The 13,489-nt window shown below is 37.5% G+C and carries 12 protein-coding genes and 1 other RNA gene; 5 read left to right on the plus strand and 8 right to left on the minus strand.

The window, feature by feature from the left end; translation table 11 throughout:
* Nucleotides 1–50: 50 nt before the first annotated feature.
* The 8 genes from A6A10_RS03650 to A6A10_RS03685 form a co-directional block, all read right to left on the minus strand.
* On the minus strand, nt 51–1,946 hold the full coding sequence (locus tag A6A10_RS03650) for an amidohydrolase (protein WP_121121884.1): 1,896 nt from the start codon (nt 1,944–1,946) through the stop codon (nt 51–53).
* Entirely contained in the window at nt 1,927–2,208 is a 282-nt protein-coding gene (locus A6A10_RS03655; protein ID WP_121121882.1) for a DUF1427 family protein, read from the minus strand. The genes A6A10_RS03650 and A6A10_RS03655 overlap by 20 nt, the downstream gene beginning before the upstream one ends.
* Before the next feature lie 89 nt (nt 2,209–2,297).
* Entirely contained in the window at nt 2,298–2,984 is a 687-nt protein-coding gene (locus A6A10_RS03660) for a hydrolase (RefSeq protein ID WP_121121880.1), read from the minus strand.
* 317 nt (nt 2,985–3,301) lie between these two features.
* Nucleotides 3,302–4,747: an alanine/glycine:cation symporter family protein gene (locus A6A10_RS03665; protein ID WP_121121878.1), complete on the minus strand. Its 1,446-nt coding sequence runs from the start codon at nt 4,745–4,747 to the stop codon at nt 3,302–3,304.
* A gap of 107 nt (nt 4,748–4,854) precedes the next feature.
* Nucleotides 4,855–5,862, minus strand: a complete 1,008-nt coding sequence (locus A6A10_RS03670; RefSeq protein WP_121121876.1) for a nickel/cobalt transporter — start codon at nt 5,860–5,862, stop codon at nt 4,855–4,857.
* Nucleotides 5,853–6,494 (minus strand): DUF1007 family protein, encoded by a 642-nt coding sequence (locus A6A10_RS03675; RefSeq protein ID WP_121121874.1) that lies wholly within the window; start codon nt 6,492–6,494, stop codon nt 5,853–5,855. Before A6A10_RS03675 ends, A6A10_RS03670 begins: the two co-directional genes overlap by 10 nt.
* A 128-nt stretch (nt 6,495–6,622) precedes the next feature.
* Nucleotides 6,623–7,001, minus strand: an RNA gene (gene rnpB, locus A6A10_RS03680) — RNase P RNA component class A.
* Between the two features lie 129 nt (nt 7,002–7,130).
* On the minus strand, nt 7,131–7,814 hold the full coding sequence (locus tag A6A10_RS03685) for a 2,3-diphosphoglycerate-dependent phosphoglycerate mutase (RefSeq protein ID WP_121121872.1): 684 nt from the start codon (nt 7,812–7,814) through the stop codon (nt 7,131–7,133).
* A 276-nt stretch (nt 7,815–8,090) separates the two neighbouring features.
* On the opposite strand from A6A10_RS03685, the gene lepA reads away from it, so the two are divergent.
* The 5 genes from lepA (at nt 8,091) to recO (ending at nt 13,485) form a co-directional block, all read left to right on the plus strand.
* Nucleotides 8,091–9,884, plus strand: a complete 1,794-nt coding sequence (lepA, locus tag A6A10_RS03690; protein ID WP_121121870.1) for a translation elongation factor 4 — start codon at nt 8,091–8,093, stop codon at nt 9,882–9,884.
* Between the two features lie 111 nt (nt 9,885–9,995).
* Nucleotides 9,996–10,958 carry a signal peptidase I gene (gene lepB, locus A6A10_RS03695; RefSeq protein WP_121121867.1) on the plus strand — a complete coding sequence of 321 codons (963 nt, stop codon included), beginning with the start codon at nt 9,996–9,998 and terminating at the stop codon, nt 10,956–10,958.
* Nucleotides 10,959–11,055: 97 nt separating this feature from the next.
* Nucleotides 11,056–11,727: a ribonuclease III gene (gene rnc / locus A6A10_RS03700; RefSeq protein ID WP_121121865.1), complete on the plus strand. Its 672-nt coding sequence runs from the start codon at nt 11,056–11,058 to the stop codon at nt 11,725–11,727.
* Between the two features lie 109 nt (nt 11,728–11,836).
* A complete protein-coding gene (gene era / locus A6A10_RS03705; protein WP_121121863.1) occupies nt 11,837–12,739 on the plus strand; it encodes a GTPase Era in 903 nt (300 codons plus the stop codon).
* A 23-nt stretch (nt 12,740–12,762) separates the two neighbouring features.
* The gene (recO, locus tag A6A10_RS03710) at nt 12,763–13,485 is read left to right on the plus strand and encodes a DNA repair protein RecO (RefSeq protein WP_121121860.1); all 723 of its coding nucleotides are present in this window, start codon (nt 12,763–12,765) and stop codon (nt 13,483–13,485) included.
* The last annotated feature ends 4 nt before the right edge of the window (nt 13,486–13,489 follow it).

Here is a 13,489-nt window from a genome sequence, read left to right on the forward strand (position 1 = left end):
CGATTAATGTGCAAAATCCGACCGATTTTTATACTAACAATAAGTTAAAATTAAGCCATCCAGCAAGAACAACCTAATGCCCCAAAGAAACCTTTGAGGTCTGAGCTAGGTATATTAGATCCCCATGCTCTCGCATGATCGTGTCCGTGTACACCACAAGCACTGCCACAGCCACAGCTTGCAACAGCTTGTTGGCGAATTGGGGATAATGAGTTTTTACCAGCGCCTTCAGGATTGCCCCAAGCCGCAAATCCTTTATATTTACGAACTGGTGACCAATCTGGCATTGCTGGTGGGACTGGATTATCGTCTAAGGAAGTGAAATCACCATCACCAAATACTACACGTCCACCAACCACAGTAAGATGTGAAGTTAAGAAAGAAATTTCATCTTCTGGTACGGTGAAATAATCTTTACTTGGTACGATAAAGTCAGCAAATTGTCCCACTTCGATACGTCCACGTTTACCTTCTTCATTAGAGAACCATGAAACATTTTCTGTCCACATACGTAGCGCAGTTTCACGATCTAAAAGATTTGCACGAGGATATAAACTTGTTCCACCTACTGTTTTACCAGTAACTAACCAAGAGAGTGCGACCCAAGGGTTATAAGAGGCAACACGGGTTGCATCTGTACCCGCAGAGACTTTTACTCCACGATCTAAAATTTTCTTCACTGGTGGAGTGGCTTCTGCCGCAGCAGCACCATAGCGTTCAACAAAGTATTCACCTTGGTATGCCATACGGTGTTGTACGGCGACACCACCGCCTAAAGCAGCGATACGGTCGATAGATTTATCTGAAATTGTTTCAGCATGGTCAAAGAACCAATTGATACCCTCTAATGGTATGTCTTTATTGACTTTTTCAAATACGTCTAATGCACGAGAAATAGTTTCATCATAGGTTGCATGTAAACGCCAAGGCCATTTATTTTCAGCTAAAATACGCACCACTTCTTCTAAGTCACCTTCCATTTGAGGTGGCATATCAGGGCGAGGTTGGCGGAAATCTTCAAAGTCAGCCGCAGAGTATACTAACATTTCGCCAGCACCATTATGTCTGAAATAGTCATTACCTTGTTTATATTTAACTGAAGATGTCCAATTTAAGAAGTCTTCTTTTTCTTCTTTCGGTTTTTGTGTAAACAAGTTATAAGCAATACGTACAGTTAACTGATTTTCATCAGATAATTTTTGAATAACTTCATAGTCATCTGGATAGTTTTGAGAACCACCACCTGCATCAATAATACCTGTAATACCTAAACGGTTTAATTCACGCATAAAATGACGAGTTGAATTTAATTGATATTCAAATGGAAGTTTTGGACCTTTAGCTAGGGTTGCGTATAGAAGGCTTGCATTTGGTGCAGCTAATAATAAACCGGTTGGATTACCTTGGCTATCTCGTACAATTTCCCCACCCACTGGATTAGGTGTATCTTTTGTATAACCGACAACACGTAATGCTGCGGCATTGAGTAATGCACGATCGTATAGGTGTAAAATAAATACGGGTGTATCTGGTGCAATTGCGTTGATTTCATCAATCGTTGGTAAACGTTTTTCCGCAAATTGATGTTCGGTAAATCCACCAACGACACGTACCCATTGTGGTGCAGGGGTAATATCAACTTGTGCTTTTAGCATAGCAAGTGCATCAGCAAGGCTACGCACTCCATCCCAACGAAGTTCGAGGTTATAATTTAATCCACCACGAATAACGTGAGTATGATTATCGAAAAGTCCTGGTAATACGCCTCGACCTTTTAGGTCAATTTTACGAGTACTTTCACCGGCTAAAGGGACAACATCTGAATCTGAGCCGACAGCTAAAAATTTTCCATCTTTAATTGCTACAGCTTGAGCAACAGGTTGAGCTTTATTTAAGGTTGTAATATTACCATTGTAAAAAATGATATCAGGAATTTGATTTGTCATGATTTTTATCCTCCACTGTTATCGAATGTTTACTTGGTAGCTCTCCTAAAACAGATTTTGTAGCGTTAGTTTCTTGGCAAGCATTAACAAAGCTTTGTCCTGTAAACATACTTTTAGCTACAGGGATGACTTGTTCACCAATGAGCATACCAAGTAAACCTAATAGCGCGACAATAGGAGGTGCAGGAGATCGAACATCTAAAGCATAATAAATTACACCGACTAAAATTCCGACACCAAAGCTAAGAAGATACATTTTCATTTTTTTTACCTGTAAAAAAGCGGTTCGATTGTTACTGTTTTGGTAAAATCGCACCGCTCATCATTTATTTATTAATCAAAAATTGATTTTTATTTTGCTGGGTTTGGTCCGATGCGTTCACCATGTTCAACTCGTTCTGGAGCTTTATGTACCATTGTATAAGCATAATCAACACCCATACCATATGCACCAGAATGTTCTTTTACGATATCCATTACTGCATCATAAGTATCTCTACGTGCCCAGTCACGTTGCCATTCAAGTAAAACTTGTTGCCATGTAACAGGAACAACACCTGCTTGAACCATACGATCCATTGCATATTTGTGTGCATCAGCAGAAGTACCGCCAGAAGCATCTGCAACCATATAGATTTCATAGTCACCTTCAAGCATTGCGCATAATGCGAAGCTTAAGTTACAAACTTCAGTCCATAATCCTGCAACAACAACTTTTTTACGTCCATTTTTTGCTAATGCATCACGTACGTTTTGGTCATCCCAAGAGTTCATTGATGTACGTTCTAAGATTTTATGATCAGGGAACACTGATAATAATTCTGGATAAGTATGTCCTGAGAAGCTTTCTGTTTCTACTGTTGTAATTGTTGTTGGAATATTAAATACTTTTGCTGCTTTTGCTAATCCAACAACATTATTTTTTAATGTTTGACGATCGATTGATTGTACACCAAATGCCATTTGTGGTTGGTGGTCGATAATGATTAATTGGCTGTTTTCTGGAGTCAATAATTCAAGAAGTTTTTTGTTAGACATAATTTCGTCTCCATATAATTAATTTAACGATACTACTTCAAACTTGGAGTAGATAAATTGAACTTCAATCCAATTCACGGTTTGCATTATATGCCTACTATTCGATAGATAAAGCCAGTTTTTGGAAAAATATTGTTTACTAATTTTATATAATAGAATTGTTTTTTGATTTATTTTTCTAAAAAATTAAATAAATTATTGTTTATTAATAACTTTTAAACGATTAATATTGAATCAATATAGAAACTTTAGTAATAAAAATCCCCAATTATTTTCATAATTGGGGTTGATATTAAAATGATGTTGGAATTTATATTTTATTGTTTACCATTCCATACTGTCGGATCGACTCCTCGCTTAATTAATTGTGGATATTCTTCTACGTTGAAAACAGGCTCTTTATTGGCTTTGAGCTGTTTTTTATAGTCTTTAAGAATAATCCAAACAATTGGTGAAAGTAAGATAATTGATACTAAGTTAATCATACCCATAGATGCCATAACGGTATCAGCGAACGCCCAAACAATACCACCACTACGTACCGCTCCAAAATATACAAAGAAAAGTACAACTAAACGGAATCCAAGAATAAATCCAGGTCTATTACGTATAAAGCGAATATTACTTTCTGCGTATGCATAGTTACCAACAATAGAGGTATAACAGAATAGTAAGATAATGAAAGCAAGGAAATGTAAGCCAAATTCCCCCACATGGAATTCTAATGCAGTCTGAGTAAGTGATACACCATTGAGGGCTTCACTCCCATAATTGTCGGACATTAAAATAATAATTGCAGTACTTGTACAAACGATAATAGTATCAACAAATACGCCTAACATTTGAATTAACCCTTGTGTTGCTGGATGTTTTGCATCAGATGTTGCTGCTGAATTTGGTGCAGAACCCATACCTGCTTCATTTGAGAATAAACCGCGTTTTACACCTAATAGCATTGCTTGAGAAAATAATGAGCCAAATAATCCACCAGCCATTGAAGAAAAATCAAATGCATTAGCAATAATATTTGATAGTACAGCAGGGACTTTTCCAAAATTCATTCCAAGAATAATTACGGCAATAATTAGATAGAATAAAGCCATCATAGGCACGATTCTTGCAGAGAGTTTACCAATTCGTCTTACACCACCAAAAATAATGGCAGCAGTCATAATAACTAATACAATCCCGACATATTGGGGATCCCAAGACCACGCATTTTTTGTTGCTTCTACAATAGAGTTAGCTTGAACAGCATTGAAAGCAAAACCGAAGGTAAAGATAAGAGTAACGGCAAAAGCAACGGCTAACCAAGGTGCTTTTAATCCTCGAGAAATATAGTAGGCAGGACCACCACGAAACATACCATCAGCATCTCTTTTTTTATAAACTTGAGCGAGTGATGATTCCGCAAAAGCACTACTCATACCAATTAATGCGGTGATCCACATCCAAAAAACTGCTCCAGGACCACCAAGTGCAATAGCAGTTGCTACACCACCAATATTACCTACACCAACTCGGCTCGCAAGACCTGTAGTGAATGCTTGGAATGGTGTTAGAGCATCACCAGTAGATGCACGCCCAAACCACATTTCACGAATACTTTGCGGAAGTAAGCGTAACTGGATTAAACCTGTTGTGATAGTGAAAAATAATCCCGTTCCAAGTAATGTGATAGTAGTAATATCCCATAATGGGCCATCTACATGCTCAACAATCCACCTTAGAACTGATTCAAACATCGTTACAATGCTTTCCATAAATGAATAACCTCTCTATGTTGGAAAAAATAATGCCAACATTGTAACGATTTTTTTACATTTTAAAAGTTTTTTTAATGATATTTATAAAAAAAAATAATGGCAAGTTATCTTCCACCAAATAGGAGAGTCGTTGTATCAATTAAACTTCCGTGGAATAGCATTGTGCCAAATCCGATAAGAAAGATACCCATCATGACTTTCATTCCAACGACAAGCTGTTTATTGGTATGCATAGAAAAATACCAACGGCTTGTTTCAATAGCTTTGTTACGGCTAAACAATACAAACAGTGCAAATAATGTTAGAGTTAATCCCGTACCTAAAGCCATCACTAATGCAGAAGCTACTCCCCAAAGATATAGATCAATGGTATAAGCAAGGAATAATACTAATACGGCACCAGTACATGGGCGAAGACCAATACTAATGATAACCATCATCATAGATTTCCAATCTTGGATATTCTCCATTTCTTCCGATGAAGGAAGATGTTTATGACCACAGCCACAATGCTCAGAGTGAACGTGATCTGCGGCAAGCTTAGCGGTATAAGCCACGGGTTGCTGGATAGATTGAATTTTCTTTATTTTTATCGGTTTGATTATTTCTTTTTTCTTCGCAAGATTTTTCCATACAGATTTAATGCTTTGGTAGATCCAATAGCATCCAAATAGAATCATCACGATAAAACTACCGCGTTCAACCCATGTTAACGTAAGATTAAAATGTTGACGAGATAGCGTAAGAACAACGACTAATAATGTCACTAGGCCAACTGCAACTAATCCCTGAAACATCGCTGCAAGCAGTGTGATTTTAATTGTCTTTGGTATTTTGGTTGTTTCAAGAGAAAGATAGGTTCCTAGAATGAATTTACCATGACCAGGCCCTACGGCATGAAATATGCCATAAATGAAGCTAACCACCATTAACCATAAACCAGCTTGCTGGCTATTTTCATTAAGTGCACGTAAAGAGGATGATATTTGTAAATTGAATTCACGTTGCCATTCCATGACTTTAAAAAGAAGGTAAGGATAGGCCTCATACATAGCAATAATGAGTAGTAATAGTGCAACTACCCAGAGTAATTTTTTATATTTTACTGACATACTATATTTACCTTTTGAGAAAATAATGCCCCGAGAGATAAGCTACTGGTTGTTGGCATATCGGGTGTTTCTGTTTGATCTAGCGAAGAAGCGTAAAGGCGTAAAGAATCATTAACCTGAGGTTCTTCCATTGATACTTTACAAACCGATTGAGGAGTAACAGTCACATCACTTGCTTTCTCATAACTCATTGAAAGATAATAACTTGGTTCGAAAGTATATAATCTAAACGTATGACCTTTCAATGGTTGTGGCTTCGCTAGTGTTAATTCAAAGTGATATATAATGCGATTCTTTTGAATTTCAACCGAAGGATTAATAGGCTGGGCTTTAAACTTTATCGGCTCATTCTTTTCATTATAGAACTCACTAAAATAATGAGCTTCTACCGCAGAGGTGGAAAGTTCATCGGTAATTTTTTGGATGGCTTCTGATTTATCTTCTGCATGATTGATTTCATACAAAAGTTCTGCGGAAGTAATTTCATCCAACATCCAACTCATTGCAAACCCTTTTAATGTATCATCTGTAATCAGCACTTGATTTTTCATATCAACAAAAGAGTGGGGATGAGCAAGGGCGGCTTGATTTACACAGAAAAGTCCGAGTAAACCTAAAAAGTATTTTTTCATCTAATTGTCCATGATCGAAGTTGAAGGTTGTCTACAAATTGTTAACACCAACTGACCGCTTGTGAAAAAATTGTATAATGTTATATACAAAAAAACGAACAGAAAGTTCTGTTCGTCCTAAAAAAATTAAGTTGAGTTGGTTGATAAGCCGAGTTCTGTCGCGGACAATCATTCCTCTAGGCGCATGTTCGCACATACGCTCAAGCAACCTACCCGAATCCCAAGCGGGCAACTCGTTGGATTCCTATTTGGTCTTGCTACGAGTGGAGTTTACCTTGCCATGAACTGTTGCCAGCCATGCGGTGCGCTCTTACCACACCCTTTCACCCTTACCAGCCTAAACTGGCGGTCTGCTCTCTGTTGCACTTGTCGTAGGCTCACGCCTCCCAGACGTTATCTGGCACTCTGCCCTGTGTAGCTCGGACTTTCCTCTCGTCTACTTGTCCCCTAGTTTACGCAATGCGAATTTGAGGGCTTCAATAAACCAGCGATTGTCTAACCAACTCAGGCTAGCGAGTATATATGATTTATCATGAATTGGAAAGGTTAGCGGAAATATCGAAGAAAAGTAGTTTTAAGAAAAATAAAGGCGGGGAAATTCCCGCCTTGTTTCATTAGTTTTGGTTGGTTTGAATATTATAAATAGAACTTCTCAACAAAGTTTAATTTATCATCAAGTTTTAAAACTAATGGTTGACCAGTAGGAATTTCAAAATCCATGATGTCTGCATCAGAAATATTCATGATGTGTTTTGCTAATGCACGAAGTGAGTTACCGTGTGCAGTAACAAGTACACGTTTACCAGAAAGCAGTGCTGGAGCAATTTGATCTTCCCAGAATGGTAATACACGTTCTAATGTTACTTTTAAGTTTTCACCATCTGGTACAACATCAGCAGGTAAATGTGCATAACGACGATCGTTATGTGCAGAGTTAGGATCTTTAGGGTCTAATAATGGTGGCAATACATCATAAGAACGACGCCAAATATGCACTTGTTCATCACCGTGTTCTTCAGCAGCCGCTTTTTTATCTAAGCCTTGTAATGCACCGTAGTGACGTTCATTTAAACGCCAGTTTTTAACTTGTGGAATCCATAATTGGTGAGATTCTTCCAAAACGATATTACAAGTTTTGATTGCACGTGTTAAAACAGAAGTGAAAGCGATATCGAATTCATAACCTGCATCAAGTAATTTTTTACCTGCTGCTTTTGCTTCTTCAACACCACGTTCTGTTAGATTGACATCACGCCAACCAGTGAATAAGTTTTTTGCATTCCATTCACTAAAACCGTGACGAATAAATACCAATTCCATAAGTTCTCCTATTTAATAAAGTTAATTGATTTCGAAAACTCGCTCTTTATAGCAAAAAATGGCTTTTTTTGAAATATACAAAGTAGATTCTTTGCAAGAAAGCTGATTTTTAGCAAATTATTGATAAATAAATAGAGGGTATTGTCTGGAATTGCAAAAAATTACGGGTAACCGACCGCTTTCTTCTTCATTTTTAGCGAATTTCAGGTACAATCCATCGATTATTTTTCTTTTATGATAAACCTAACAAATAGGACATTTACTGCCCTTATGAACATGCAGAATATTCGTAACTTTTCAATTATTGCACATATCGACCACGGTAAATCGACACTTTCAGATCGATTAATTCAAACCTGTGGTGGATTATCAGATCGTGAAATGGCGGCTCAAGTTCTTGATTCAATGGATTTAGAACGTGAACGTGGTATTACTATTAAAGCACAAAGTGTAACCCTAAATTATAAAGCAAAAGATGGGGAAACTTATCAGCTTAACTTCATTGATACTCCAGGACACGTGGACTTTTCTTATGAAGTATCTCGCTCTTTAGCGGCTTGTGAGGGGGCGTTATTAGTGGTTGATGCGGGGCAAGGCGTTGAAGCACAAACCCTTGCTAACTGTTATACCGCAATCGAAATGGATCTTGAGGTTGTGCCAATTCTTAATAAAATTGATTTACCTGCGGCAGAGCCAGATCGAGTAGCAGAAGAAATCGAAGATATCGTGGGTATTGATGCTGCCGATGCGGTACGTTGTTCTGCAAAAACAGGGCAGGGTATTGAAGAAGTTTTAGAAGAAATTGTCGCTAAAATTCCAGCGCCTGAAGGTGATCCTGAAGCTCCATTACAAGCATTGATTATCGACTCTTGGTTTGATAACTATTTAGGTGTCGTTTCACTGGTTCGTGTGAAAAATGGTGTGATCAAAAAAGGCGATAAGATTAAAGTGATGAGTACTGGACAATCCTACAATGTGGATCGTTTAGGTATCTTTACACCAAAACAAATTGATACAACCGAATTAAAAACAGGTGAAGTAGGTTGGGTTGTATGTGCGATTAAAGATATTTTAGGAGCGCCAGTAGGGGATACATTAACCTCTCACCATCACTCTGCAACGACAGCATTACCGGGCTTTAAAAAAGTTAAACCACAAGTTTATGCAGGTTTATTCCCGATCAGTTCAGATGATTATGAAGCCTTCCGAGATGCGTTAGGCAAGCTCAGTTTAAATGATGCATCACTTTTCTATGAACCGGAAAATTCAACGGCGTTAGGCTTTGGTTTCCGTTGCGGATTCTTGGGCTTATTGCACATGGAGATCATTCAAGAACGATTAGAGCGCGAATATGATCTCGATTTAATTACCACTGCACCGACCGTAGTGTATGAAGTGGAACAAACCAATGGGGAAGTAGTCTATATTGACAGCCCATCGAAACTTCCACCATTGAGCAACGTGGCAGAAATTCGTGAACCAATCGCAGAATGTAATATGCTTGTTCCTCAAGAATATTTAGGTAATGTGATTACACTTTGTGTAGAAAAACGTGGTGTTCAGACCAACATGGTTTATCACGGTAACCAAATTGCATTAACCTATGAAATCCCAATGGGCGAGGTGGTGCTTGATTTCTTCGATCGCTTAAAATCCACCTCTCGTGGTTATGCTTCATTGGATTATGCATTCAAGCGTTTCCAAGCGGCAGATATGGTACGCGTCGATATTATGATCAATGGTGATCGTGTTGATGCGTTAGCCTTGATTGTGCATAAAGCGAATGCGCCTTATCGTGGTCGTGAATTAGTGGAAAAAATGAAAGAATTGATTCCACGTCAGCAATTCGATATTGCTATTCAAGCTGCGATTGGTAACCATATCATTGCACGTTCAACCGTAAAACAATTGCGTAAGAACGTATTAGCAAAATGTTATGGTGGGGACGTGAGCCGTAAGAAGAAACTATTACAAAAACAAAAAGAAGGTAAAAAGCGCATGAAGTCTTTGGGTAACGTTGAAGTGCCACAAGAAGCATTCTTAGCAATTTTACATGTAGGTAAAGATTAATAAATAGGATAAAGTGAGTAGAGAAGCGGTAGGATGTTATTATTTTTTTCAAAAATAATACAGGATCTCACCGCTTAATTTACTTTAACTTCCAGTGTTAAGGAGTCAACAATGGCAAATTTAGTGCCAATTATTTTTATTGCTATATTATACGGCGCTTGGCGAGTATTAGATTCAATGCAATTACCTAATACGATCTCGATCATTTTAGTTACGCTTGTGATTATTTGTGGTGCTTTTGCTGGGTTTTATAAATTTAGTGCAAATCCACGTCGTCAGGCAAAAATAGCGCGTGAAGAAAAGCGTTTAGGTAGAGAATTAACAGACGAAGAATTGAAAGAAATTCAGCCACGTTCAGCGATTGGTGAATTTTTTGCTTCACTTTTTGGGGTGTTATTCTTTGTAACAGTATTACGTTCATTCATTTTAGAGCCATTTCAAATCCCAAGTGGTTCAATGGAACCTACCTTACGAGTAGGGGATTTCCTCGTAGTAGAAAAGTATGCCTATGGCATTAAAGATCCAATTTGGCAAACAACTTTGATCGAAACAGGTAAACCTCAACGTGGAGATGTGGTAGTATTTAAAGCACCAGAGCAACCGAGTGTGGACTATATCAAACGTGTGATTGGTGTTGGCGGTGATACAGTAAAATATGATTTCTTAACCCAAGAGCTGACAGTGATTCATGGCGATACAGGTGAAGTTGAGCATCTTCAATATAGTCAAGGTAAGCCAAATCCAGAGTTTTTCTATCACGGTGAAATGCAAGTTGAACGTACAGAAACAGGTGATGTAACTCATCAAATCTTGAATAATCCGTATCCGTTTAATTATGAACCTTACTTCTTTAAACAAGAAGGTCAAGAACCAGGTGTTTGGGTTGTACCTGAAGACGAATATTTCGTGATGGGTGATAACCGTGATAACAGTGAAGATAGTCGTTTCTGGGGCTTTGTGCCAAATAGAAATTTTGTGGGTAAGGCAACATTTATTTGGTTGAGTTTAGATAAAAAAGCTAATGAATACCCAACAGGATTACGCTTTGATCGTATTTTTACCTCAATTAAATAGTGACGATAAACAAGGTGGTGAGTAACCACCTTGTTTCCAATATAACAATTTCTATATTAACAACTTAACAAAAATAGGATAATTCATCATACATATCATGCAATTAGAACGATTACAGAAAAAATTAGGTTACCAATTTTCTAACCTTGATTACCTCCAACAAGCATTAACGCACCGCAGTGCTGCATCTCATAACAATGAACGCCTTGAATTTTTGGGCGATTCCATTCTTAATTTTGCGATTGGCAAAGCCCTATACGAAAAATTCCCCAAATCAGATGAAGGTGAATTAAGCCGAATGCGTGCTGCTTTAGTCAAGGAGCATACTTTAGCGGTTGTAGCTCGTCAGTTTGAATTAGGTGATTACTTAAAATTAGGTGCGGGTGAGTTGAAAAGCGGAGGATGTCGTCGTGAATCTATTCTTTCCGATTGTGTAGAAGCGATTATTGCTGCGATTTATCTCGATAATGGTATGAATAAAGCGATTGAGCGTATTTACGATTGGTATAAGGACTTACTTGCAAATATGAAACCAGGTGAGGCTCAAAAGGATCCGAAAACACGTTTACAAGAATTTTTACAAGGTAGAAGACTCAGCTTACCTGAATATGAAGTAATTGATATTAAAGGTGAAGCGCATAATCAAATGTTTAAAGTGAGCTGTAAAGTTGAGAAGTTACCTGAAATTGTGATTGGGATAGGTACAAGCCGTCGTAAAGCAGAACAACACGCAGCTGAACAAGTTATTGCAAAGCTAAATATTAAGTAACACAAAATTAGCAAGCGGTTAGATCCTAATAATTTTTTGCAAAAAATAGAGTTAAACTCACCGCTTATTTTATTATTATTCGTGCTAATAAAGCGCATAGAGAAATTAAATGACAGAACAAAAAACATATTGTGGCTTTATTGCCATTGTAGGTCGTCCTAACGTAGGCAAATCAACATTATTAAATAAAATTTTAGGGCAAAAGATTTCGATCACTTCACGTAAAGCGCAAACAACTCGTCACCGTATTTTAGGGATTAAAACGGAAGGCGCTTATCAAGAAATTTATGTAGATACTCCAGGACTGCATATTGAAGAAAAACGTGCGATTAATCGTTTAATGAATCGTGCAGCAAGTAGTGCGATTAGTGATGTTGATTTAGTCATTTTTGTCGTTGAAGGCACAAAATGGACTGACGACGATGAAATGGTATTAAATAAATTACGTGGTACTAAAGTACCCGTGGTATTAGCAATTAACAAAATTGATAATGTGAAAGAGAAAGAGGAATTACTCCCTCACATTATTAAATTAAGTGAAAAATTCCCATTCAAAGAAATCATTCCAATTTCAGGGCAACGTGGTAAAAACGTACATATTTTGGAAAAATTTGTTAGAGAATCGCTTAAAGAAGGGATTCATCATTATCCTGAAGATTATGTCACAGACCGTTCGCAACGCTTTATGGCATCCGAGATTATTCGTGAAAAATTAATGCGTTTTATGGGTGAAGAATTACCTTATTCGGTTACCGTTGAAATTGAGCAATTTAAAACGAATGAGCGTGGCACTTATGAAATTAACGGATTAATTTTAGTTGAACGTGAAGGTCAGAAAAAAATGGTAATCGGACAAGGCGGACAAAAAATTAAGGTAATCGGTACAGAAGCTCGCTTAGATATGGAACGCTTGTTTGATAATAAAGTCCATTTAGAGCTTTGGGTTAAAGTTAAAGCAGGTTGGGCTGATGATGAACGAGCCTTAAGAAGTTTAGGCTACATTGATGAGTAATTTTAACTAATCTTAATCACAATATGAGTGAACAGTGGCAACGTGGTTTTGTTTTACACCGTAAAAATTATAGTGAAACGAGCTTACTTGTAGATTTTTTTACTGAAAATGATGGTCGTATTACATTACTTGCTAAGGGTGCAAGAAGACCTCGTTCGCCACTTAAAGCTGTATTACAACCTTTCACCCCCCTTCTATTAAGATGGACGGGAAAAGGGGAGTTGAAAACCTTAACCAAAGCTGAGCCAGTTTCGTTAGCTTTACCCCTTAATACCATTTCCTTATATAGTGGGTTTTATGTTAATGAAGTGCTATCTCGAGTACTAGAACATAACACTGCCTATCCTGATTTATTTCAAGATTATCTACAATGCATTACTCATTTAGCGGTAAAGGCAGAAAATATCGAACCTATTTTGCGTACTTTTGAATTTAAAATCTTACAAGCGCTCGGTTACGCAGTAAATTTTACACATTGTGCTGCAACAGGTGAAAATGTTTCCCCTACAATGACTTATCAGTTTTATCAAAATGAAGGCTTTATTGCCTCATTACTCCAGAATAACCAAACTTTTTTAGGCAAAGATTTACTGGCATTTTCTTGCTTAGACTTTTCAGAAAAAAGTACCCAACAAGCCGCAAAACGCTTTACTCGCATGGCATTAAAACCTTATTTAGGGTCTGCTCCATTAAAAAGTCGGGAATTATTCCAAGCCATTTTGCCAAGTCGTATAAAGAGTGCCTAGTTCC

The organism is Otariodibacter oris (assembly GCF_009684715.1).
Taxonomy (GTDB): Bacteria; Pseudomonadota; Gammaproteobacteria; order Enterobacterales; family Pasteurellaceae; genus Otariodibacter; species Otariodibacter oris.

What these genes read in the sequence shown, in the direction of transcription:
- A6A10_RS03650 (WP_121121884.1), bottom strand. Translation starts at nt 1,946, where the DNA reads ATGACAAATCAAATTCCTGATATCATTTTTTACAATGGTAATATTACA.
- A6A10_RS03655 (WP_121121882.1), bottom strand. Translation starts at nt 2,208, where the DNA reads ATGAAAATGTATCTTCTTAGCTTTGGTGTCGGAATTTTAGTCGGTGTA.
- A6A10_RS03660 (WP_121121880.1), bottom strand. Translation starts at nt 2,984, where the DNA reads ATGTCTAACAAAAAACTTCTTGAATTATTGACTCCAGAAAACAGCCAA.
- A6A10_RS03665 (WP_121121878.1), bottom strand. Translation starts at nt 4,747, where the DNA reads ATGGAAAGCATTGTAACGATGTTTGAATCAGTTCTAAGGTGGATTGTT.
- A6A10_RS03670 (WP_121121876.1), bottom strand. Translation starts at nt 5,862, where the DNA reads ATGTCAGTAAAATATAAAAAATTACTCTGGGTAGTTGCACTATTACTA.
- A6A10_RS03675 (WP_121121874.1), bottom strand. Translation starts at nt 6,494, where the DNA reads ATGAAAAAATACTTTTTAGGTTTACTCGGACTTTTCTGTGTAAATCAA.
- A6A10_RS03685 (WP_121121872.1), bottom strand. Translation starts at nt 7,814, where the DNA reads ATGGAATTGGTATTTATTCGTCACGGTTTTAGTGAATGGAATGCAAAA.
- lepA (WP_121121870.1), top strand. Translation starts at nt 8,091, where the DNA reads ATGCAGAATATTCGTAACTTTTCAATTATTGCACATATCGACCACGGT.
- lepB (WP_121121867.1), top strand. Translation starts at nt 9,996, where the DNA reads ATGGCAAATTTAGTGCCAATTATTTTTATTGCTATATTATACGGCGCT.
- rnc (WP_121121865.1), top strand. Translation starts at nt 11,056, where the DNA reads ATGCAATTAGAACGATTACAGAAAAAATTAGGTTACCAATTTTCTAAC.
- era (WP_121121863.1), top strand. Translation starts at nt 11,837, where the DNA reads ATGACAGAACAAAAAACATATTGTGGCTTTATTGCCATTGTAGGTCGT.
- recO (WP_121121860.1), top strand. Translation starts at nt 12,763, where the DNA reads ATGAGTGAACAGTGGCAACGTGGTTTTGTTTTACACCGTAAAAATTAT.